Source organism: Pullulanibacillus sp. KACC 23026 (assembly GCF_029094525.1).
Lineage (GTDB): Bacteria > Bacillota > Bacilli > Bacillales > Sporolactobacillaceae > KACC-23026.
In genome coordinates this window covers 4,454,884-4,477,466 of the sequence record NZ_CP119107.1, presented here as the reverse complement: position 1 = coordinate 4,477,466, position 22,583 = coordinate 4,454,884, and the positions used below count along the sequence as shown (strand labels likewise).

18 protein-coding genes are annotated in these 22,583 nt (G+C 39.3%); 16 read left to right on the top strand and 2 right to left on the bottom strand.

Features of this window, described 5'->3' with window-relative positions; all coding sequences use genetic code 11:
- The first annotated feature begins 171 nt into the window (after nucleotides 1–171).
- The 12 genes from groES (at nucleotide 172) to PU629_RS20700 (ending at nucleotide 14,384) form a co-directional block, all read left to right on the top strand.
- The gene (gene groES, locus PU629_RS20755) at nucleotides 172–456 is read left to right on the top strand and encodes a co-chaperone GroES (protein WP_275281928.1); all 285 of its coding nucleotides are present in this window, start codon (nucleotides 172–174) and stop codon (nucleotides 454–456) included.
- Nucleotides 457–539: 83 nt separating this feature from the next.
- Nucleotides 540–2,165, top strand: a complete 1,626-nt coding sequence (gene groL, locus PU629_RS20750) for a chaperonin GroEL (protein WP_275281927.1) — start codon at nucleotides 540–542, stop codon at nucleotides 2,163–2,165.
- A 545-nt stretch (nucleotides 2,166–2,710) separates the two neighbouring features.
- On the top strand, nucleotides 2,711–2,992 hold the full coding sequence (locus PU629_RS20745) for a hypothetical protein (protein WP_275281926.1): 282 nt from the start codon (nucleotides 2,711–2,713) through the stop codon (nucleotides 2,990–2,992).
- Entirely contained in the window at nucleotides 2,989–3,180 is a 192-nt protein-coding gene (locus PU629_RS20740; RefSeq protein WP_275281925.1) for a YwbE family protein, read from the top strand. The genes PU629_RS20745 and PU629_RS20740 overlap by 4 nt, the downstream gene beginning before the upstream one ends.
- Nucleotides 3,181–4,431: 1,251 nt before the next feature.
- Entirely contained in the window at nucleotides 4,432–5,439 is a 1,008-nt protein-coding gene (locus tag PU629_RS20735) for a substrate-binding domain-containing protein (RefSeq protein WP_275281923.1), read from the top strand.
- Between the two features lie 15 nt (nucleotides 5,440–5,454).
- Entirely contained in the window at nucleotides 5,455–7,272 is a 1,818-nt protein-coding gene (locus PU629_RS20730; protein WP_481900524.1) for a cache domain-containing sensor histidine kinase, read from the top strand.
- Entirely contained in the window at nucleotides 7,272–8,510 is a 1,239-nt protein-coding gene (locus tag PU629_RS20725; RefSeq protein ID WP_275281921.1) for a response regulator transcription factor, read from the top strand. Before PU629_RS20730 ends, PU629_RS20725 begins: the two co-directional genes overlap by 1 nt.
- 509 nt (nucleotides 8,511–9,019) lie before the next feature.
- On the top strand, nucleotides 9,020–10,234 hold the full coding sequence (locus PU629_RS20720; protein ID WP_275281920.1) for a substrate-binding domain-containing protein: 1,215 nt from the start codon (nucleotides 9,020–9,022) through the stop codon (nucleotides 10,232–10,234).
- A 109-nt stretch (nucleotides 10,235–10,343) separates the two neighbouring features.
- Nucleotides 10,344–11,909 (top strand): sugar ABC transporter ATP-binding protein, encoded by a 1,566-nt coding sequence (locus tag PU629_RS20715; protein WP_275281919.1) that lies wholly within the window; start codon nucleotides 10,344–10,346, stop codon nucleotides 11,907–11,909.
- Nucleotides 11,906–13,153 (top strand): multiple monosaccharide ABC transporter permease, encoded by a 1,248-nt coding sequence (gene mmsB, locus PU629_RS20710; protein WP_275281918.1) that lies wholly within the window; start codon nucleotides 11,906–11,908, stop codon nucleotides 13,151–13,153. Before PU629_RS20715 ends, mmsB begins: the two co-directional genes overlap by 4 nt.
- A 120-nt stretch (nucleotides 13,154–13,273) precedes the next feature.
- Entirely contained in the window at nucleotides 13,274–13,510 is a 237-nt protein-coding gene (locus tag PU629_RS20705) for a hypothetical protein (RefSeq protein WP_275281917.1), read from the top strand.
- A 310-nt stretch (nucleotides 13,511–13,820) separates the two neighbouring features.
- Entirely contained in the window at nucleotides 13,821–14,384 is a 564-nt protein-coding gene (locus PU629_RS20700; RefSeq protein WP_275281916.1) for a DUF6241 domain-containing protein, read from the top strand.
- Between the two features lie 344 nt (nucleotides 14,385–14,728).
- Here PU629_RS20700 and PU629_RS20695 read toward each other — a convergent pair whose 3' ends face one another.
- Both PU629_RS20695 and PU629_RS20690 read right to left on the bottom strand, forming a co-directional pair.
- Nucleotides 14,729–15,289 carry a hypothetical protein gene (locus PU629_RS20695; RefSeq protein ID WP_275281915.1) on the bottom strand — a complete coding sequence of 187 codons (561 nt, stop codon included), beginning with the start codon at nucleotides 15,287–15,289 and terminating at the stop codon, nucleotides 14,729–14,731.
- Between the two features lie 488 nt (nucleotides 15,290–15,777).
- Nucleotides 15,778–15,921 (bottom strand): hypothetical protein, encoded by a 144-nt coding sequence (locus tag PU629_RS20690; RefSeq protein ID WP_275281914.1) that lies wholly within the window; start codon nucleotides 15,919–15,921, stop codon nucleotides 15,778–15,780.
- A gap of 970 nt (nucleotides 15,922–16,891) precedes the next feature.
- On the opposite strand from PU629_RS20690, the gene PU629_RS20685 reads away from it, so the two are divergent.
- From PU629_RS20685 to PU629_RS20670, 4 genes are all read left to right on the top strand, one after another.
- Entirely contained in the window at nucleotides 16,892–17,350 is a 459-nt protein-coding gene (locus tag PU629_RS20685) for a divergent PAP2 family protein (RefSeq protein WP_275281913.1), read from the top strand.
- 479 nt (nucleotides 17,351–17,829) lie between these two features.
- Nucleotides 17,830–18,192, top strand: a complete 363-nt coding sequence (locus PU629_RS20680) for a Na-translocating system protein MpsC family protein (RefSeq protein WP_275281912.1) — start codon at nucleotides 17,830–17,832, stop codon at nucleotides 18,190–18,192.
- Between the two features lie 180 nt (nucleotides 18,193–18,372).
- Entirely contained in the window at nucleotides 18,373–19,929 is a 1,557-nt protein-coding gene (locus PU629_RS20675; RefSeq protein ID WP_275281911.1) for an NADH dehydrogenase subunit 5, read from the top strand.
- On the top strand, nucleotides 19,904–22,534 hold the full coding sequence (locus tag PU629_RS20670) for a DUF2309 domain-containing protein (protein WP_275281909.1): 2,631 nt from the start codon (nucleotides 19,904–19,906) through the stop codon (nucleotides 22,532–22,534). The genes PU629_RS20675 and PU629_RS20670 overlap by 26 nt, the downstream gene beginning before the upstream one ends.
- Nucleotides 22,535–22,583 lie beyond the last annotated feature (49 nt).

The following is a 22,583-nucleotide window of genomic DNA, read 5'->3' as shown; positions in this document are numbered from 1 at the left end:
CTATAGAGGCTTAACTATTTGTTAGGGTTAAAAAGAGAAAAAAAGGTAAAAATTTTATAGGGTAGGACTTGCAAACTGTAGAAGAATTGATTAATATATTAAATGGAATTAGCACTCGCGACAAGTGAGTGCTAACAAAAAAATTTCGATCCAACAAGGAGGGTTTTTCCAATGTTAAAACCTTTAGGAGATCGTCTTATTATCGAACTCGTACAGCAAGAAGAGAAAACGGCGAGCGGCATTGTATTGCCTGACTCAGCAAAAGAAAAACCACAAGAAGGCCGCGTAGTTGCAGTTGGTAACGGTCGCGTGACTGAAGGCGGCGAACGTATTGCTCTTGAAGTAGCTGAGGGAGATCGCATTATTTTCTCTAAGTACGCAGGTACTGAAGTTAAATACGAAGGTAAAGAGTACCTCATTCTTCGCCAAGACGATGTTCTTGCAATCGTAGGTTAATCAAAGTAAAGAAATTTATTTTTGAAGAAGAACAGAGGTAGACAGTTTTTAGTCTACTACATAAATAAGGGAGGCTATGACACATGGCTAAAGAAATTAAGTTTAGTGAAGATGCACGTCGCGCTATGCTACGCGGTGTCGATGCTTTGGCAGATGCGGTTAAAGTCACACTAGGACCAAAAGGCCGCAACGTCGTCCTTGAGAAGAAATTCGGTTCACCACTAATCACTAATGACGGTGTAACGATTGCAAAAGAAATTGAGCTTGAAGATAAATTCGAAAACATGGGTGCACAGTTGGTTTCTGAAGTTGCCAGCAAAACGAACGATGTAGCAGGTGACGGTACAACAACTGCTACGGTTCTTGCTCAAGCAATGATCCGTGAAGGACTCAAAAACGTAACTTCCGGTGCTAACCCAATGGTTATTCGCCGCGGTATCGAAAAAGCAGTTAAAGCTGCTGTAGAAGAACTAAAAAGCATTTCTAAGCCAATCGAAGGCAAATCTTCCATCGCTCAAGTAGCGGCTATCTCGGCTGCTGACGAAGAAGTCGGCCAATTGATTGCTGAAGCTATGGAGCGCGTTGGTAATGATGGTGTTATTACGACTGAAGAATCCAAAGGCTTCGCAACTGAGCTTGAAGTGGTTGAAGGGATGCAATTCGATCGTGGCTATGCTTCTCCATACATGATCACTGATTCTGACAAAATGGAAGCTGTCTTAGACAATCCATATATCTTAATCACTGATAAGAAGATCTCTAGCATTCAAGAAGTTTTACCAGTCCTTGAACAAGTGGTTCAACAAGGCAAACCTCTTCTTCTCATCTCTGAGGATGTTGAAGGTGAAGCTCTTGCTACCCTTATCATGAACAAACTTCGCGGTACATTCAACGCTGTTGCGGTTAAAGCTCCTGGCTTTGGTGACCGTCGTAAAGCCATGCTTGAAGATATCGCGACTCTTACTGGTGCTGAAGTCATCACTGAGGACCTCGGTCTTGACCTCAAATCTGCTAGCATTACTCAGCTTGGTACAGCTGAAAAAGTTATTGTTACAAAAGAAAACACAACTATCGTTGACGGTGCTGGCGACTCTGAAAAGATTGCTGCTCGCGTTAACCAAATTAGAGCACAACTCGAAGAAACAACTTCTGAGTTCGATAAAGAAAAATTACAAGAACGCCTTGCTAAACTAGCTGGCGGTGTAGCGGTCATCAAAATTGGTGCTGCTACTGAGACTGAGCTTAAAGAACGCAAGCTTCGCATTGAAGATGCTCTTAACTCAACTCGTGCTGCTGTTGAAGAAGGTATTGTTTCCGGTGGTGGTACAGCTCTTGTGAATGTCTACAATGCTGTTGCTGCTGTTCAAGCTGAAGGCGACGAAGCGACTGGTGTTAAAATCGTTCTTCGCGCTCTTGAAGAGCCAGTTCGTCAAATCGCTCACAACGCCGGTCTTGAAGGCTCCATCATCGTGGATCGCCTCAAGAATGAAAAAGTGGGTATCGGATTCGATGCTGCTAAAGGCGAATGGGTAAACATGATCGAAGCGGGTATCGTTGACCCAACTAAAGTAACCCGTTCAGCTCTTCAAAACGCTGCTTCCGTTGCCGCTATGTTCCTAACAACTGAAGCTGTCGTAGCTGAAATCCCAGAACCACCTGCAGCTGGCGGCGGAATGCCAGACATGGGCGGAATGGGCGGCATGATGTAAGGCAAAAAGCCTTCATCTTATGAACCTATCAACGCAATAACTTATATAAAGAAAAGACTACTTCCTAAAACAAGGAGGTAGTCTTCTTTTTTTGTTGTCAAAATTTGCTTATCAGGGATACTGAGTGCTGTTGCTGGGACATTAAGCAGCTTATCTCCTCAACCAGAAATCATGTTAGAACTTGGGATAGACAATAATACTGATAACTCCATAACAGTTGGACCCTATGATATAATTGTTACAATTAATAATGGGGCAGTTGCTTCAATAAATGAATCCGCCACTTCGGATATGTTGAAGTGCGGAAATATTTACGATACTGATGGTAGAGTAATGCACCTCATCAAGACTACAGTGGCGTAATAGTTTACACTGTGAACTCTAAGGATACAAAAACAACAAAATGATCGTGGTCAGCGCCGAATGGTCCAACTAAAGCTTGTGTACCGGATCCAACTTAAAAATAGGTGAATTTATAAAATTTGGCAGGTGCTTTTAGAGTACATACGTATTAGAATTAGGAATGAATGTTAGGAGGCAATAATGTGCCCGATGAATTAAAAGATCTTCTTGTCAAAATGAATGAACGACTAGAACGCCAAGAAAAAATGATGCAACAGCTCATAAGCATAGTAGCTGACAATAAAGAAAACATAACTGCTTTGAATGGCCGTTTTGATAATGTCGATAAACGATTGGAAGAAGTTGAAGACAGGTTAGATGTTATGGATCAACGATCAGAGCGAATCGAAGCAGCTGTTAATCGCATAGAGAAAAACGAGCCAGCAAATATAATGAGCCAGTTAAGACGAGGGGGTGCGGAATGAACGGGCAGAACCGCAAAGATTTGGCGCCAGGGACAGCGGTTGAAATTGTTCTTAAAGCCGATCAAAGAACAGGTAAGTTAACGAGCGGTGTTGTGAAAGATATTTTGACTAAATCCAGTTTTCATCCGCATGGAATCAAAGTCAGGCTCACGGATGGACAAGTGGGTAGAGTTCAGCACATTAAATAGGTCCCTTCCTTCCAAGGGGAAACGGTTCCAACAAAAATAAATGCATACGATAAATGACGTGTAAACAGGTTCTAATTTGACACGTCATTCGTTAAATACAAATGCTTAATATTATACTGTAGAGTAGTCAAATTAAGGTATTACCCATTCCTAAATCATTTATTTGTAATGCTAACATCATGTTAACATGTTACACTCTAAAAGCTTACGGGCGTCATGATTTAATAACGTCCTCAGAGCTTTGATATATAAGGACTTCTGAACTGCTTGCCAACAAAATTAAAAATGAAGAGGCTTCTCATAACGGGTTCACTTCAGAAGTGCAAACAATTAACTATCGAGGTAAATCCCACGGGTTTTACCATGCGATTTTTATTGTAATATCAATGTTTATTGACCTTTCCAAATCACAGTTTAATTTACATGGGTGGATATAGTTATTCGAGGTGTTTGAATTAACCTGTGATTGAGCAAGTGAAAGGTAGGGGGATTACCAAGCCATTTGGATCTATCTGTTAAAATAAAAGTTAGATTATCGAAGAGTTTGTGGAAAAATGGTTCTTAAAGTAAAAAACGGACTGTCATGGTTAACAAGAAATTTTAGCGTCACCTGTGATCGTTGAAATAAGCGGAGATTTTTCCGTTATCAACCAAAGTAGCGTTCAGTTCGTCGTAAATAAGCGGAGATTTTCCGTTTAAACAAAAAGAAATGACCCATTTTCATGTTTTTTGAGTCAATAGTCGGAATTTCTCCGTCTATTTTAGCTATTTTCAATGCTGATTTCTAAATAAGCGGAATTTCTCCGCTTAATTAGAAAGTTCACTTTAGCCATTTAATGAAATAGGTAATCGATTTCATTTTATGAAAATAAAACAACCGAATCTCAAAAGATTTGGTTGTTTTGACGTTTACTAGTCTTTTATTTCTGTCATTTTATTGTGAGTAGTAGTGTGATTTAAGGTGATAATTAGAGTTTTGCACCTCACAAGTAAACCCGTTAGGCTTCTCACGAGTTGTTATAACTTTTGGGGAGCCTCCTTTTTTATTGTTCGTGACAAATACACGTATTGAACGGTGTTAAAAGATCCTCCTAGGACCCTCAAGTTTTTAATTAGCTTCATAGCCTATTTTTCGTCTTTAAAATTAGTTATTAATCCTTATTGACGGATCAAATGCTAGCGTTTACATTTTTGAACTTACGGAGTATTATTTAATTTATGATAAATCCGATTCCGCCTGAGGTGGGTAGAATGAAAAAAATCTTTTTGGTTTATGGTTTATTGGTTATTATATATCTTACCTATTTTGGATACTACAAATATACAAGTGCCACTAATAGTGAATGGACGAGTTCAGGAGTTAATGGATCGATTAATGAAAAATATGTGATGGTGACGTTTCAATCCGGAATGGACTATTGGAAAAATTGTTTTAAAGGATTTGAGGACTCTGCAAATCTCCTCAATGTATCGGTTGAATACAGGGGAGCGATGCAGCGGGATGTTCATGAAGAAACCACGGTCATGGAGCAAGTGATTAGTGAACACCCCTCAGGTATTGCCGTATCAGCAATCAATTCTGAGGCTCTAAAAAATGTAATTGATAAAGCGGTTCAGGATGGAATACCGGTTGTGACATTTGATTCTGGTGCAACAGGAAGTAAGGCCTATTCCTTCTTAGGGACAAATAATTATAATGCAGGAGAAATCGCAGCAGATAAACTGGCAGAGCTCATAAAAGGGAAAGGGAACGTGGCTGTTATAACATTACCCAATCAACAGAATCATAAGGATAGGACCAGTGGATTTGTGGATGAGATCAAGTCGGATTACCCAAATATTCATGTTGTTGCTATTGAAAATGGTAAAGGGGATCAGCTTGCTTCAAAAGAGGCGGCTATCAAGGTCCTAAAAAAATACCCTGATTTATCAGGTATTTTTGCTACAGAGGCCAATGGCGGTCTTGGTATAGCAGAAGCCAAAAAGGATATGGGATCAAACACACATGTTAAGATAATAAGCTTTGATACGGATAAAGGGATACTAGACATGGTTAAGAATGGAACGATTTCAGCAACCTTATCTCAAGGAACATGGGAGATGGGATACTGGGCATTACAATTCTTATTCCAAATTAAGCATGGTCTAATTAAATCGAGCAGTAATGAGTCGATTTCAATGACGTCCGTACCGCCCAATGTTGATACCGGTATTACCGTTGTCACCAAAAAGAATGTGGACAAATTTTATTCAAAGTAAAGATTGATCGGGTTGATGGACTTGTCAAGATTAAGTTTACTAAAGTTAAATAATTTACCGATTCGTTATAAATTAATCATTTTCTTTTTATTAATAAGTATTCTTCCAGCTATAGGGCTTGGTATTTTTATTCAATTGACTACAAGCCGGATTGTTGATACTCAGATTGATAGTGATACGATGCAGCTCATTGGCAAGGTTAATAAATCCCTTGAATTCTACATGGATGATATGCAGAACATTACCTATTTTATAGCATCGGATTCAAAAACGAATCAGTTCCTAAATGAGAGCGTTTTAAGTAAACGAGATGCGGACAACGATTTTTATGGAATTCGATCCTACTTAGAGCAATTTCCAACACTGTATCCTGAAGTGGCAGGAATTATGATTATTAAAAATAACGGTACATATATTAGTAATGAATTATATACAGGTTCAGATGTTAATTTGACGAATGAATCTTGGTACAAAGAAGCAAAAAATAATGGCGGGATATTTGAGATAATAGGGCACCCCAAAAATAATGATGTAAAAAATCAAGCTAACTATCAATCAAGTGATTTGGTGATGGTCACTCGTTCGATTACGGATCCTAACACTCAGAAATTAGTGGGGGTTGTGATGATCGAACTTGATTTAAGAGTCATTGCTGAAACAGTAAAAGATATTCATCTAGGGAAGAACGGTTATTTAGCTGTATTGGACAAACATGGGGATACCATCTATTCCCCAGAAAAGCCGCTTATTTCAAAAATCCCATTATCCTGGTTTGGTTCGAATAGCTCGGGTAATTTTTCAAAAAACATTCATGGCCAAAACTTGGAGTTTATCTATCAAAAGTCTCCCTATACCAACTGGTTAACCATTGGGGTATTTCCAAAGACGGAATCTGCTTTCGTTCTAAAAAAAATACGATTCTATGTAATCACATTCGTTTATATTGTGATTGTATTAGGGATAACAGCATCACTGATTTTAGCCAATAGTTTATCCAAACCCATATATGAGTTGATATCTTTTATGAAAAATGTGGAGTCTAATGGTTTGGAAGATCATCATTGGGAAAATCGAAAAGATGAAATTGGGTTGCTTGGCCAGAGGTATCATAAAATGCTAACTGAAATTAAAAAATGGATGAAACTCTCTGAAGAACAAAGCAGGTTAAAAAGAGAAGCTGAATTAAAAAGTCTACAAGCCCATATAAAACCGCATTTTTTATACAACACACTTGATACGATTCATTGGATGACTCGAAAACGAGGTGCACATGATGTAACCGAGGTTGTCGAAGCCTTGTCCAAATTATTTCGAATTGGTTTAAGCAAAGGACAAGATATTATCCCTCTTTCAAATGAGATTGAGCATATAGAAAGCTACTTAAAAATACAAAAAACACGATATCAAGATAAATTAAACTACATAATTGATGTGAGTCCTGAAGCACGTCAATCTAGTGTTCTAAAAATCATCCTTCAGCCCATCATTGAGAATGCTATTTACCACGGTATTAAAGAACGGAGAGGGCCTGGCCTTATACGGATTTCAGCTTATAAAGACAAACAATTTCTTTTTTTCAGGGTTGAAGATAATGGAGCAGGCATGGACACAGAGACGTTAAGTAAATTGAGAACGAATTTAGACAAGGCTGCTAAGCTTACTGAGAATGAAGAGGCTCTAAATGGATATGGAATCTTAAATGTCCAAGCACGATTACATCTTCATTTTGGGTCTCCTTTTGGTTTATATATTGAGAGTAATCAAGGGGTTGGGACAATAGTTTCATTCGTTCATCCGTGGATTGAGAATTCGGGGAAAGGAGTTAGCGATTGATGAAGCAGGCTTGGAAGGTTTTAATTGCAGACGATGAACCTATAATTCGAGAAGGAGTCCGCGATTCTGTCGATTGGGAGTCACTATGCATGAAAGTAGTAGGAGAAGCGGAAGATGGTGAAGAGGCACTAGAACTTTGTTTAGAGCATGCTATTGATATTCTATTGGTTGATATAAATATGCCAATTATGAATGGATTAACTCTTATAAAGCATATTCGTGAACACCTTCCCGAATGTAAAATTGTTATTATTACAGGACATGATGAATTCCCTTATGCACAAGAAGCCATTCGGATGAATGTGGAGGATTATATCTTAAAGCCAACAAACCCAGATCAACTTCAAAGCATTTTGAAGAAACTGAGTATAGAATTGGATAATAGGTTAAAGAAGGATACCTATTTAAAGACTGCTTATGAGCAAATATCAAAAAACATGGCTGTCTTGCGTGAACGATTTGGCTTAGATTGGATTCAGGGTCATCTAGCAGAAGAAGAAATTATTAATCATCTAGAATTTCTTCATCTCCCCGTTATGTCACCCAAACAATTAGGGATTATCCGTTGGCCAGAATACCATGTTGATCCGGTTCACTTAGAAGAGAACGACCGGCAGCTCTTTCTCTTCGCGCTTAATAATATTATTTCAGACCTATTTAAAGGAAAGGATTATCTTAGTTTTCGGGAGTCAACGGATTCTATTGTGATCTGTTTATGGGACTTAGTTTCAGAAGAAGAAATCAATCAAATTGAAACAGCAGCTCAAGTATTTCTAAAGCTAACGGTAAATGTTCACTTTGAAACTGTTCAGAATGAAAGGCTAACGGCTTTAGAAGCTGTTTTCCAAGAATGCCGTTACCAAGTATTTAGAGATGCTCAAGTTTCCCCAGTAGTAAGGCGAGCTCGTCAATTCATAAGGCAAAATTACGAAAATCAAGAACTATCATTGGAATGGGTGGCCGATATTCTCCAGGTATCTCCCGGTTATTTAAGCCGAGTTATAAAGCAAGAGTTAGGTGTTTCATTTATTTCCTTAGTTACTAAGTTTAGAATTAATAAAGCCATTCAATTATTAAATTCAACAGATTTAACCATTCTAGAAATTGCAGAATGTGTGGGTTATGTAAGTCAACACTATTTCAGCACCGTTTTTAAAAAGGTTACAGGTGTCTCTCCCAATCAGTATAAACATGGTGCTGCATTTGAAGTGATCCAATTCGGGAAAGAAAACTCATGAATTGAAATATTACGTAAGGTCTTCGGGGATGGTTTCCCGAAGGCCTTTTTTAGGCTCGCAAAGTGGTGAGATAAAACGAAAATTTAACAAAGGTTAAAAAATTATAAAAAATGACATTTTATTTTAAAGACTCAAGACCCCCTTTTTTCTAGAATGAAGACATGAAAAAGAGTTTAGGAAAAAGGAGTTAAAATAATCTCTTTAATAAAATTTTGAAGAAGAGATTTAAAAGGAGTGAGAACATCTTGTTGAACCCACTTTTGAAAACGGTAACAGTGTAAAAGGTATGTGGCAACTGTGGCTTTGAATAGTGTATTGATTAAGTTTTTCGCTGGAGTAATTTGCTTTTGGAGAGCATGGTGCCGGGAAATCAACTTTTTAATGTATTAACCGCTCATTTCCACCAAATGAAGTTAAGCGTTTTCAAGATGAACATTACTTTTAGAACATGTTTTTAAATATCGGAAAATTCAAATTAAAATTGCAAACAAAAAAGGAGAAAACTTAAAATGAATTTAAAAAAATTAGCAAAGACGGCTTTTATAACCATTGCTGGTGCGGCCATGTTGACAGCTTGCAGCAGTTCTAGCCGTGGTACTTCAGCATCTACATCAACAAGTCCTTCGCTTAAAAAAGGTGATTTGGTTGGTATCTCCATGCCTACTAAAGCAGATCAGCGTTGGAATGTTGATGGGGCCAATTTGGTTAAGGATCTCCAAAAAGCAGGATTCAAGACTAAGCTCGAGTATGCAAATAACAGTCCATCACAGCAGTCAAATGATATCAACAATCTGGTTTCTGCTGGTGCAAAAGCAATTGTTGTTGCAGCCGTTGATGGCACTGCTGTTGGACCGGCTGTCGAGCAGGCGGAATCGCAAGGTGACGTTGTCATTGCTTATGATCGCTTAGTCATGAATACCAAAGCCGTCAATTATTATGTGACTTTCAATCTTGAACGCACTGGTATCCTCGAGGCAAATACCATTATCAATAAACTTGATCTAAAGGGTAACGGTGGTAAGACTAAACCCCTGAACATCGCACTTTTTGCTGGTTCTGATGATGATAACAATGCACCTTATTTCTTCAAGGGGGCTTGGGATTTATTAAAGCCATACTTCCAGTCAGGACAATTGGTTGATCCATCAGGTCTTGTAACCAAAGACACGACAGATGCAGATTGGAAGAAGATTTCTGTTCACGCATGGGATCAAAACCAAGCGCAAAAGCAAATGGATGCATTTATGACCAAGCTTGGACAACAGCCACTCGCCGCTGTTCTTTCGCCTTATGATGCCATCTCACTTGGTGTTATGAAGTCAATCAAGAATGCACGTCCTGATATGTCTCCATCTATTCCATTCTCTGCTTCAAATCCACAGAACAAATCTGCATGGCCAATTATCACCGGCCAAGATGGGATGGATATCGGTATCACCAACATTACGTACGGTGCACAGGCAGAGACTGTCTTCAAGAATGTTGCCCTACTTGCAGATAAGACAACGTCAATCTTGACCCAAATTGCTGACGGCAAGAAGCCAACATCAACCGATGCCCCTATGAACAATGGTAAGAAAGATGTTCCAACTTGGCTGTTGAAGTCAGACGAATTAGTTAAGAATCCAACAGGTGACCAAAAAGATTTACATTATGAAGTTAAGGTTGGATTCATTACTGAAGCACAATATCAGAAAGATATAGCTGCTCCGATTATTAAATAGTAAATTGAAGATTTTATGGCGACTTTGCGAACTGTAGTAGCAAAGTCGCTATAAGATTACGAGTAGCTATCTGTTTAAATCTTGAGAGATTCCTAACGAGGAGTGTAATATGTCAAATTCCCAAATGATATTACAGATGCAAAACATCACGAAAACTTTCGGCCCTGTTAAAGCTCTTACTGATGTGAATTTGGAGATTGCTCGTGGTGAAATCCATGCAATTTGTGGTGAGAACGGTGCTGGAAAGTCAACATTGATAAATGTATTGTCAGGAGTGTATCCGTATGGTACATACTCGGGCACTATTATTTTTGATGGTAAAGAATGCAGATTTAAAAAGATCACGGACTCGGAAGAACTAGGCATTGTAGTGATTCAGCAGGAGTTGGCATTGAGCCCATTCCTTTCAATCGCTGAAAATATATATCTCGGTAACGAGCGTCAGAAGAATGGTGTGATCGATTGGGAAGCCACTCGCGCTGATGCCATTAAGGTGATGCAGCAAGTTGGTCTTCAAGAAAATCCGGACACTAAGATTATGGATATTGGTGTGGGTAAGCAGCAACTCGTGGAAATTGCGAAAGCTTTATCGAAGGAAGTTAAACTTCTGTTACTCGATGAGCCCACTGCCGCTTTGAATGATGAAGATTCGGCTCATTTACTGCAAATCATTCGTGATTTGCGTGATAACCAAGGTGTTACATCGGTAATTATTTCTCACAAGTTGAATGAAATTGAAGCGATTGCCGACAATGTGACGATTATTCGCGATGGTTCTACGGTAGGTCGGATGACGAATACAAAAGAGAATCCACTTGATCAAGATGAACTTATCCATAAGATGGTCGGTCGCGAACTTACCAATCTTTACCCCAAGCATGTTTCCCATATTGGGGAAGAAATCTTTCGTGTGGAGAATTGGACAGTCCATCATCCACTTGATCAGCAACGTGTGATTGTTGATCATGCCAATATTTATGTGCGTGCAGGTGAGATTGTCGGACTTGCGGGACTCATGGGGGCAGGTCGCACAGAGATGGCGATGAGCATCTTTGGTCATACTTACGGTTCAGGTGTGTCAGGAAAAGTCTATGTGCGTGGCAAAGAGACTGACACATCGACAGTCCAGAAGGCAATTGAAGCAGGTATTGCCTATGCAACTGAAGATCGCAAGGTGTATGGTCTCAATCTCTTGCAGAATATTCGCGAAAATGCTTTGCTGGCAGCTCTTACCAAGCACTCAAAGCATGGTGTCATGGATGATGGCGTAGAACGTATTGCTGTTGAAAAGTATCGCAAGGACTTCAATATCAAAACCCCAAGCATTGAAGAACAAGTTTCTAATCTATCAGGCGGAAACCAACAGAAGGTCGTTTTAGCAAAATGGGTGATTTCTAATCCAGATATTTTGATCCTTGATGAGCCAACGCGTGGTATCGATGTGGGGGCTAAATACGAAATTTACGAGATCATTGATCAACTTGCGGATGAAGGCAAGGCAATCATTGTTATTTCATCTGAGCTTCCTGAGCTTATTGGTATTTGTGATCGTATTTACACAGTCAGTCAGGGCGTCATCACGGACGATGTCCCTAAAACAAAATTTACTCAGGAATACCTCATGAAGGGTATGACTCAAGAAAAGACTCAGTTAAAGAAGGTAGGAGAAAAATGAGTTCAGAATCTTTAAAGCCTCAGAAAAAGGAAAATTTAACACCTCAGAATAACGAAAGTATTAAAAAAGGAGCAGTGTTAGCCTCTTTTGCTTCAAATGCTCGCCAATATGGAATTGTTGGTGCACTTGTCGTCATCATTATCGTATTTGAAATTTTGACTGGAGGACTTTTACTCCAGCCGAATACAATTGTTCAATTAATTCAGCAAAATGCTTACGTTATTATTCTTGCAGTTGGTATGGTTATGGTCATCATTGCAACCCATATTGATTTGTCAGTTGGTTCCTTAGTAGGCTTTATCGGTGGTTGTGTAGCTTTGCTCATGCAGAATGCACATATGAATTGGTTCTTAGCCATTATTGTCGGATTACTTATTGGCCTTCTCGTAGGAGTGTGGCAAGGGTTCTGGGTTGCTTTTGTTGGAATTCCAGGCTTCATTACCACTTTGGCGGGCATGCTTATCTTCCGTGGTCTTGCAACCACGATGATTAATGCATCTGTCCCAGTCAACAATACGTACTTTAATGCCATCGCGGCAAACTATCTCCCAAATATTCTCGGGTGGTGGGGACCATTTGATGGTTTTAGTATTGTTGTTGGAATCCTTGCTATTGTCGCTTTTGCATGGACTCAACTTCGTAAGCGTACCAAAGTTGCTAAGGTGGGATTGGTTCCAGAGCCGATCACCGCAACTTACATCAAAATTGCGATTGCAACAGTCGTAATCGCTGCTCTTACATTCGAATTTGCATCTTCTGGAAATGCTACTCAAGGCGGTATTCCAATTATGTTGGTTATCGTTGGAGTTCTTGTTTTAACTTACAACTTTATTTTGACTCGTACAGTGTTTGGTCGTCGCGTCTACGCGATTGGTGGAAATCGTCGAGCAGCACGTCTTTCGGGTATTAACACGCGTCGTGTCGATTTTTCGCTTTTCATTCACATGGGATTTCTTTCAGCTGTTGCTGCTATTGCGATGCTCTCACGTTTGAGTTCCGCATCAGCTGCAACGGGTACTTCTTTCGAGCTTGATGCTATTGCAGCCTGCTTTGTTGGTGGTACTGCTGTTACAGGTGGTATTGGAACGGTACCAGGTGTTGTTATTGGTGCAGTAGTAATGGGAGTTATTAACCAGGGATTGTCGATTATGGGGGTAGATTCTGCATTAATTCAAACGATTAAAGGTCTTGTACTACTCCTAGCAGTTGCGGTAGACATTATGTCCAAGCTCAGAAAACATTAATAAATGAGCGAATGGGACTCGCCCACTGACTATTAACTGCCAAGCAGATTCAATAGATGACCCGAAAATTAAAAAGTATTTCTGTAATGAAGAAATTTGGAGTTTGGAAGAGGGAGAAGAATGAACGATAAAGCAAAAGCGCGCTTATATACCTTGACCTCTATTTCGTGTTTCGCATGGTTAGTCCAAGCAATGCTTCAAGATCGACAAAAAGGCCAAATGTGGTCGTTGTTAAATCTCATTTTTTATGGGTGCATTATTTTGGTCATCCTGTACACCGCCTACTCTGCAGTGCAAATGTGGAAGATGAATGGGAAATCTGTAAAAAAGCAACAAAGCTTACGAAAACAGTCTTAGCCAAACCTTTGAAAGAGAGCCTAAAATCTTGTTTTTTCAGCCTCTTGTAAATATTGATTTTCAATAGAAAAACCACTTCTCCCTAAATTTAGGGAGTGGTTTTTTATGTTGTTAAATTTTGTATTTCAGGAATTTTCGGCCGGCAAGCCTATGTGAGGTAAGTTCGTCAATTTATATATCCGAAGTTCAAGTGGTTAGGGAGTGAAGTGCCAATTAAGGACAACTTTGGAATTAAAACATTCCCTGTTAATGGCAGTTTAATCTGATATAATTCTGAATATACATACTCATTGCCATCGGGAGAAAAATGATGAAAAAGAAAATTAACATCCTATTACCTATGTTAATTGTAGGAGCAGCCATTATCATTCTTGGGGGTCTTGGCATTTGGAGGTTTAGTTCTGCTCACCAAATATCTGCGAAACAAGCAGCTCAAGAGGTGAAACATCCAACCACCAAAAAGGAGAAAGAAGCTAAAACGTATGTCGCGAAAACTTATGCTGACACTTCTCAAAATTATTTGAAGGATATGCCAATGGATATGGAAGAGCAAACCGTTCAAGAGGACATTCATGAAATGACTCACCAGTTGGTTTATGCTGATCAGAAATGGGGTGTTTTAGAAATCACTAAAGCGCGAATCGATCGTTTAATCAAAGTTGTTGAATTTAATAAAAAAAATGGCAAATATGATGAGGCTAATTGCAACCTTTATCTTGAAATTTTAAAGCGCTGGCAAAATGGTGACTTCAGCCACGCAGTGCAAGACCATAATGATATGTGGGCATTGCTCGGAGGTAATGTCGGTAAAGCCACTCGATTGTTAACGCCATCTGAAGAAAAAGCTTTCATTGTTAAAAATTTTGGGAATTGAGTGTTTGAAAAAGTTGCTCTAAAAAATACGGTCACCGTAAATGTGAGGCCACTGAAAAAGTCCCCTTTTAACAGCGCGCAGTAGATTGGGCTGTTGATTTTCCGTTACAGGCACTCGCTTTACGCGGGCGAGGAGGCTGAGGCCGTGGAAAGCGACGTATTTTGACGGAGCATTTCATAAATGACTTAACTTATAAATGAAAGACCGAACTCATCACGTTAAAAGGTGTGAATAAGTTCGGTTTCTTCTATTCGTCAACTACTTCTGTCCCAACCTCTTTCTATTGAAAGGCAACTAATGTCGGTCCTTTACTTATTAACAGTTCAAATGGGTACACGTTTATGTTATTGGAGTGGCACTAATTTTTTTATGAACTTTGTAAACCAATATGAAACATATGTTACAACGACATCTATCAAGAAAAGATACATCTCATTCATGCCATTTTTGAACTCTGACATGCCTAAAAGATATTCTATTGTCCCGAGTACAAAGGAGAAAAATGCACTTAAAACTAAAGTGTATAAATAGAAATTCTTTTGGCGATTCGTACAATATTGATAGACCAGTAAAAATCCAACGGGCAATACGGATGTAGTCATATTAAGAGCAATTGGAAAAAATGGAGCTAAAAGATAGGTGTGAATAAATAGATTGTATTTTTCGAGCACAATATCAGAATATGTCCAAAGTACATGTATGGTATAGCCAAAGAAAAATATTTCGAAAATTCTTCTTCTATCGACTGTAAAATAGAGCAAGACAAGCGGCAAGATCAGTGTTGCAACTATAACCCAAAATTGCCAAGTTCCTAGGTTTGAATAATGATTCCAGTAAATGGATAAAAGTGAATTTAATTCACTTTTTTTATCATAAATTTGATTTAATAACTCTCTATAATGCATAAAATCATCTCCGTATTGATTTAGTTCTATTATTAAACTTTGGCGGAGTTAATATTCAGATTTATACGGTGTTTTATATGCTGAGCTTTTCCTATAAACGGATAGACGAACTTTATAAAAAGTATTTTTAAATTTTTTATCCATGGTCAGCTCTCTTATAGAGTTGGCTATTTTTATTGCTTTTAATTTCCGGGTGATGAAATATATGGGGAAACCGACACCTGTTTTTGTTTTCGATAAAAATGAAAACCTTCATACTTTCTTAAGAATAATGGGGATTCTCTACCTTCGATGAACGCCCTTCTTAACTGCTCTCAGCTCTATTTTGGCGTTCATCCCCTTGATGAACGCCCTTCCGGCTGCCTCATCCACTTATTTCGGCGTTCATCCCCTTGATGAACGCCCTTACAGCTGCCTCATCCACTTATTTTGGCGTTCATCCCCTTGATGAACGCTCTTCCGGCTGCCTCATCCACTCTTTTTGGCGTTCATCCCCTTGATGAACGCCCTTCCGGCTGCCTCATCCACTTATTTCGGCGTTCATCCTCTTGATGAACGCCCTTCTTAACTGCTCTCAGCTCTATTTTGGCGTTCATCCCCTTGATGAACGCCCTTCCGGCTGCCTCATCCACTCATTTTGGCGTTCATCCCCTTGATGAACGCCCTTCCGGCTGCCTCATCCACTCATTTTGGCGTTCATCCCCTCGATGAACGCCCTTCCGGCTGCCTCATCCACTTATTTTGGCGTTCATCCCCTTGATGAACGCCCTTCCGGCTGCCTCTTCCACTTATTTTGGCGTTCATCCTCTTGATGAACGCCCCTCTTGCCTGCTCTCTACCCTATTTATTCTACTATCCACAAAGAACAAGTTTTCAACGCGGACACAGTTGCGCAGGCCTAAGCTGAAAGCTCTTAAACTAATCATGAGGATGATGCTTTCGTTGTTGTAGGTGCCTTAGTGATGTTTCGTGATCTGGAGGGGAATTATCAACTCTTTGGTTTACTGTATTTTTCGAAGACAGCCCTAACCTTAGGTACGGCATGATGTAAGGCGAAAAAACCCTCATCTTATTGATCAAAAGTTTATCGAATTGCCCTCCTTTCTCAGCCATAAATATTATATAATGGGGATAAATTAGGGGGATGAATGAATGTTCCGAAAGGGTTTTGCGTACTTATTCATGATATATAATAAATTCCAATATATAATTTTGACCGTTTTTATACTAGGAATCCTTGATATAATGGCTTTCTCAGATGTGTTTGTAACACTTTTTGCAATGCCTGAATTTGCTCCATTTATAATTTTAGTATTAATTGTTTTAGGGATAATCTTTTATTTTAAAAAGAGAAGAAGAACTCATGAGTGACTAAATTAATTTGGCCCTCAACCTTTCGGATAGTCCGATGGTGGGGGCTTTTTTATTTCCCTGCAGATGTTAACTTTCTTTCTAATTTAAGAATCCGCCTCTTTGCTCCAAAGTGGAAAAAACGTGCAGTATACTTCGCAAAAGAGGACACTCCACATTAGTCATTTCATTACTTCCCAATTTGTATAAAAACGTGGCAGGTTTCTCATCCTATCTTTGAGGTGACTCTATGTGAATCGTTCTTTAATGACAGCACTTATAGGAATCGGGACAGCGCAATTCCTAAAGATTCCATTGGAATATATCCAAACAGGGGAATGGCATTGGGAAAAATTTTTAGAAACAGGAAGCATGCCCAGTTCTCACTCCGCGTCATGCAGCGCCCTATCTACATATGTCGCTTTTAAAAAAGGATTGGGTTCAATAGAATTTGGAATTAGCAGCTTGTTAAGTTTAATTGTTATGTATGATGCGATGGGTATTCGAAGACAAGCTGGAGAGATTGCTATGGCAGTAAATAAATTAGACTTACAAGTTGAACGTTTATCAGGAGAACAGCCTGGCGTTTACCATCATATTCGTCACAAGAAGTTAAATGAAATGCTGGGACACTTACCAAGAGAGGTGGCAGGCGGTGCCGTATTAGGGGCTGTTATTGGTACGATTAGTTACCTAACCGAAAAAAAATGAGTTAATGACAGAATTCCATTTTTCGCTATACGTCCATAATCAACGAATTTGAGGGAGGGATCTAACCTTAATTATAATCTTGCCACTTATATCACTTATTAATTATGATCGTTCAAACTAACGAATGGAATGTGTAGTTATGACAGGCTTATTGCGCACCCTCTTGAGCAACTTGTTATTTATCCAATAAGCCTGATACCGCAATAAACATAATTTGCTCCTCATAGCTGCTTTGGACGAGAAGTATTGACAAAATTAATATCTCTAGATATAATTTTATTAAATTGTTATCCGAAAGATAATATTTCCTTTTCTTTATTCAGGAAAGAACTTTAGCATACTATTAAATTTATCTAAACTTGGTAGTATGAAAAGGTTTTTTTGCATAAAGAAATTAGGGATAAGATAAATCGGTATATTTCACGACTAGAAGGAAGTAGTCTTGAAGTATACCTTTTTTTGTTTGAGGAGGAGCCTATATGATTAAAACAAAGGGGTCCATTGAATCAGAAATAAGTAAAGCCATCACTCAATGGGAAAAGGATTTTTTGGGCCGTGGGTCTATTTCCGTAAAGACAGATATATTACGTGATATGATCATCATTTATTTACATGGTATATTAACACCTGCTGAATATAATGTTTGTGAAACAAGAGAAGGTATGCTATCTATTAAAAAAACTCGAAATGAATTAGTTGAATCAGGTGTAGCAGATTTAAAGGAAATCATTTTAACGATAACCGGAGAAGAAGTGAAGAGTTTTCATACGGATCTAAGTTCTCGTACAGGAGAACGTTTGATTGTTTTTAAATTATTTAATAACTTAGAGAAAAAACTATAAATAAAAGAATAAAAGGGAGTTCTTCAAAGGGCCTTTTAATAAGCCAGTTGAAGAAAAACCAACAATTCATTTTTAGTGGTGACAACTACTAAATTTTGAAATTGTTGGTTTTTTTATTGGATAAAACAGTTGCTTCAAATATTTAGTTTGGATTCGGTCATCAGTGACGGAGGTTTGCTTATGTATTCGCTTAGTTTATCACCACTACTTATCTTATTTTTCATCGCCCTTATTCTATCTGGATTAAGTGGATTAATCATGCTATCTAATCATGTTCCCTTAGGTTTTGTTCGGGTTCATATCGGCATCAATGCTTTACCGCCTCTAGTGGCCATTTTGGCTTTTTTTAGGGCCAGTGGGAAAGAGATCGTAGGCCCTTGGCATCTCGATTCGCTTGCTTGGTTCTTAGCTTGTTTCATACTTTCGGTGGGGTTAATTATTCAACGGTTCTCTGTCCATTATTTATTGGGAGATCGTTCGTATCGAAAATACTTTACTCTTTATACAATTATTACCGGTGCTGCTTCTATGACTTGGCTAAGCGATGATCTTCGTTTATTTATCGTATGCTGGGGGATCACGCTCTTCATGTTAACTTTACTTATCGGTTTAAATAGAGGATGGAAGGTAAGGAATGTTGCCGGAGCACTTTCAGGGTGTTTATTTGGAGTCAGTTGGCTTTCACTCTTACTAATTATAGTTTGGTTGTCTCATGTCACGGGAACTTGGAAGTTATCGGAAGTTCTAACTAATAGGAATTTGGCTCAACTCGGATCAATGGAGAAAACGGTCCTAAATTTACTTTTGATCTTGGCCGTCATGATCCCAGCCGCTCAATGGCCTTTTCAAAGATGGTTAATTGAATCAGTAGCTGCCCCTACTCCGGTTTCTGCCATCATGCATGCGGGTTTAGTGAATGCAGGTGGAATCATTCTTACACGGTTTTCACCATTGTTTGATGGAGGGGTAGCCCAAATTGTTTTACTTATTCTTTCTACTATTTCTGTTTTAATCGGAACGGGAATTAGTATGGTCCAGGTTGACTATAAGCGTCAATTAGTGGGTTCAACAATTGCCCAAATGGGATTTATGCTCGTTCAATGTGCGTTAGGCGCTTATTTGGCAGCGATTATTCACCTTGTATTACATGGGCTGTTCAAAGCAACTCTATTTTTGCAATCTGGTTCGGCTGTCCATCCATATGAAGGATTCGGCAGCGTTAATAAAAAGCCGTCTTATTTATCGACCATGTTCGGTTGGGTTTTAGGCTTGTTGGCAGGGATTGCATATTGGGTGATGGCTTCTGGCAATGGGTATGGTTTGGTGAATGCGCTAATCTTAGGCTGGTCATTATCCTTTTCTTGGACACAACTAGTTGCTTTTGGCAAGGGGAGAATTGAAAGATTAGCAGGTGTTGCACTTTTAGGAGGCTCTGCCCTCGTTTACTTTATGATCCACCACTTATTCTATAAGTGGTTACATTCTACTGTCGTTGACCAAAGTGTCCAACTTCCCCTTTCTGTCGTGATCTTTGTCGGTTGTCTTTTAATACTTGGCAGTTTGATCAGCGTACTCGCGAGGCGTTTTCCTTCTTCTATTGCCTTTGCTATCCTCTACCTTTGGTTAGTCAAATTAGGTGAAGGACAATCAAAAGCGATGGAGGTTCACCCCAATTACCTTAAACATTATCTTCTAAGGGAGGTTATCACTCATGAGCGGAACGTCAACATTACCTAAAGAAGATACAAGGAAAAAAGATGAACGAAAAACAGATTATAAAGTGATCGGTCTAGACGAATGTGTTCAATTAGCGAGTCGAGTGATTGTACCCCTATCGCCAATTTCTACATTTGCTGCCCGTCATCCTTGGGAGGGTCTAGAAGAACTAACCTTTGATCAGGTTGCCGATTGGTTAAAAAAGGTTGAAGATGTCGATCTATATCCTAGCCCTTCATTGATCCTATCAGCCAAAGAGCGTGATGAGATTGATCGAATTTTTCTAGAAAAGGGCCTAGAAGAGTGGCTTAACTCTTACTCATTTAATGTACCAAGGGATATGGCGGAGCGTTTTTGTAGAGCTTCTCTAAAATTAGACTCTTTGCCTTCTAGTCTATTGGCATCACCAGAGTTAAAAGAAATGGCAGAGTCCATAGGTCGTTTGAGTATAGCTGGTTTAGAAAACGATACCATGCAACCAATGAGTGAGCATATAGAACATAAAAAAGGCGAGACTTTGGCAAAAATTCTTGATCAGTTAGTTATTAAGTGGTGTAAGTTGTATCTTGATGACGCACAAGCAGCCTGGAAAATGCCAAGTCGTGATCAAGGTTTCTATGGTGCGTGGCGTCGACTCATTCAGTACGATCCAGCATTAACCAAATATCAGCGCGAGCGGTTAAAACATTGGCCTAAGGATGCCCATTCAGCAATAGATACAGCGCTAAAAGCACTTAATATTCTTGAATCAGAGAAGCAAACCTACCTTGAAGGCCATTTGCTTGCTTTACCTGGTTGGGCAGGAATGATGCTTTGGCGCTCCCAACAATCCACATATGAACAATCGCTTCTAATCGATTATTTAGCTGTTCGACTTACGATTGAATGGGTTCTTATGAAGCCTTACTTGCCCATACCGAGAAAAAATGTTGGGAAAAAAATAGAGCTTGTTCCTCTTTTAGCCTCTTGGATCGAATGGGGAGGCCTTACCATTAAAAAATGGTCAACAATGTCAGACCATCAACAAATCGATTATTTAAAATTCGCCTACCACTTCAATAATAGGATTCGGTACAAGATTTGGTTAGAAGCCTGGGAACAAACTTTTGAAAATCAATTAGCTGAGAAGCTAATCTCTAAAAGGCAAATGGAGGCAGAGAGTGCGAAAGCGGTAGTAGCTCAATTGGCATTTTGTATTGATACGCGTTCAGAACCTTTTCGCCGTCATCTGGAAAAGGAAGGACCCTTTGAAACGATTGGGGTGGCGGGTTTCTTTGGCTTACCGATCTTAACGAGTGAATTGGGAAGCAAGCATTGCCATGCCTCTTTACCAGTTATGCACAACCCCCAACATAAAATAATAGAGACTTCAAATGAAACTCAACGGAAGTCCTATCAACAACGTAAACAAGTGGTGGATTCGACTGGTTATACATTTAAAAAAATGAAACAAAATGTCCTGGCAAGCTTACTTTTACCAGAGATCAGTGGTCCATGGCTTGGTCTCAGTATGGTGTCACGGAGTTTTATTCCACGGGTAGCCAGTCGATTCATACGTCGACTTCGAGAGACGTGGTTACAAAAACCGGATACCGAGCTTCAACTTGAAAACAACCATGACATAGAGTCTGAGATTCCGATTGGCTTTACTGAAGAAGAAAGAGTAAGCTATGCAAGCCAAACACTCAAAATGATGGGTCTTACGAAGAATTTTGCACCGTTAGTTGTAATCTGTGGGCATGGAAGCCAAAGCCTAAATAACCCGTATGCAGCGTCTCTTGAATGTGGGGCCTGCGGTGGAGCGGCAGGTGGATTCAACGCACGGGTTTTAGCGACTTTGTGCAACTTGCAGGAGGTAAGAGAGAAACTTTCAGTGGAAGGGATAAAAATCCCAGAGGAAACGGTTTTTGTTGCAGCTGAGCACCAAACGACGGTGGACGAATTAAAGTGGATTTATGTTCCAAAACTTTCAAATCAAGCTCAAGACGCGTTTGAACGCATCAAGGCCGTATTACCTAAAGTGAGCCATGATGCTAATGAAGAACGTCTAGCTCAATTACCTAATATCAAATCTCATCTCAAAGACCCGACAGAGGAAGCTCATCGTTTTGCAGAAGATTGGAGTGAGATTCGTCCCGAATGGGGATTGGCTCGTAATGCTGCTTTTATAATTGGCAAGCGGCAACTAACTAAGGATTGCCATTTGGAAGGGCGAGTGTTTCTTCATAATTATGATTGGGAACAGGATCAAAACGGAAATCTTCTTTCTAATATTATCGCTGGACCAGGAACAGTAGCACAGTGGATTAATCTGCAGTATTACGCCTCAACTGTTGCCCCCCATTATTATGGGAGCGGGAATAAAAGGACGCAAACCGTGACGGCAGGTCTTGGTGTTATGCAGGGGACTGCTAGTGATTTGTTAACTGGCTTGCCTTGGCAATCTGTTATGGAATCCGATTATAAGGTCTATCATGCTCCTCTTCGATTACTTATTGTCATTCAAGCGCCTAGAGAATATGTGGAGCGTTTATTAAAGAAAGATGTTGCTTTCCATCAAAAAGTTAAAAATGGATGGATTAGACTTGCAAGTATTGATTCAGAAGGATGTTGGGAAAACTGGTAGTGGTTAAATTAAAGGTCTATCAATTTAGTTTTCTATTTTTATTTGTATA

Coding starts and splice junctions, on each gene's coding strand:
- PU629_RS20715 (WP_275281919.1), top strand. CDS start 10,344: ATGTCAAATTCCCAAATGATATTACAGATGCAAAACATCACGAAAACT.
- PU629_RS20735 (WP_275281923.1), top strand. CDS start 4,432: ATGAAAAAAATCTTTTTGGTTTATGGTTTATTGGTTATTATATATCTT.
- PU629_RS20705 (WP_275281917.1), top strand. CDS start 13,274: ATGAACGATAAAGCAAAAGCGCGCTTATATACCTTGACCTCTATTTCG.
- PU629_RS20675 (WP_275281911.1), top strand. CDS start 18,373: ATGTATTCGCTTAGTTTATCACCACTACTTATCTTATTTTTCATCGCC.
- PU629_RS20695 (WP_275281915.1), bottom strand. CDS start 15,289: ATGCATTATAGAGAGTTATTAAATCAAATTTATGATAAAAAAAGTGAA.
- PU629_RS20680 (WP_275281912.1), top strand. CDS start 17,830: ATGATTAAAACAAAGGGGTCCATTGAATCAGAAATAAGTAAAGCCATC.
- PU629_RS20740 (WP_275281925.1), top strand. CDS start 2,989: ATGAACGGGCAGAACCGCAAAGATTTGGCGCCAGGGACAGCGGTTGAA.
- groES (WP_275281928.1), top strand. CDS start 172: ATGTTAAAACCTTTAGGAGATCGTCTTATTATCGAACTCGTACAGCAA.
- mmsB (WP_275281918.1), top strand. CDS start 11,906: ATGAGTTCAGAATCTTTAAAGCCTCAGAAAAAGGAAAATTTAACACCT.
- PU629_RS20720 (WP_275281920.1), top strand. CDS start 9,020: ATGAATTTAAAAAAATTAGCAAAGACGGCTTTTATAACCATTGCTGGT.
- PU629_RS20700 (WP_275281916.1), top strand. CDS start 13,821: ATGAAAAAGAAAATTAACATCCTATTACCTATGTTAATTGTAGGAGCA.
- PU629_RS20730 (WP_481900524.1), top strand. CDS start 5,455: ATGGACTTGTCAAGATTAAGTTTACTAAAGTTAAATAATTTACCGATT.
- groL (WP_275281927.1), top strand. CDS start 540: ATGGCTAAAGAAATTAAGTTTAGTGAAGATGCACGTCGCGCTATGCTA.
- PU629_RS20670 (WP_275281909.1), top strand. CDS start 19,904: ATGAGCGGAACGTCAACATTACCTAAAGAAGATACAAGGAAAAAAGAT.
- PU629_RS20725 (WP_275281921.1), top strand. CDS start 7,272: ATGAAGCAGGCTTGGAAGGTTTTAATTGCAGACGATGAACCTATAATT.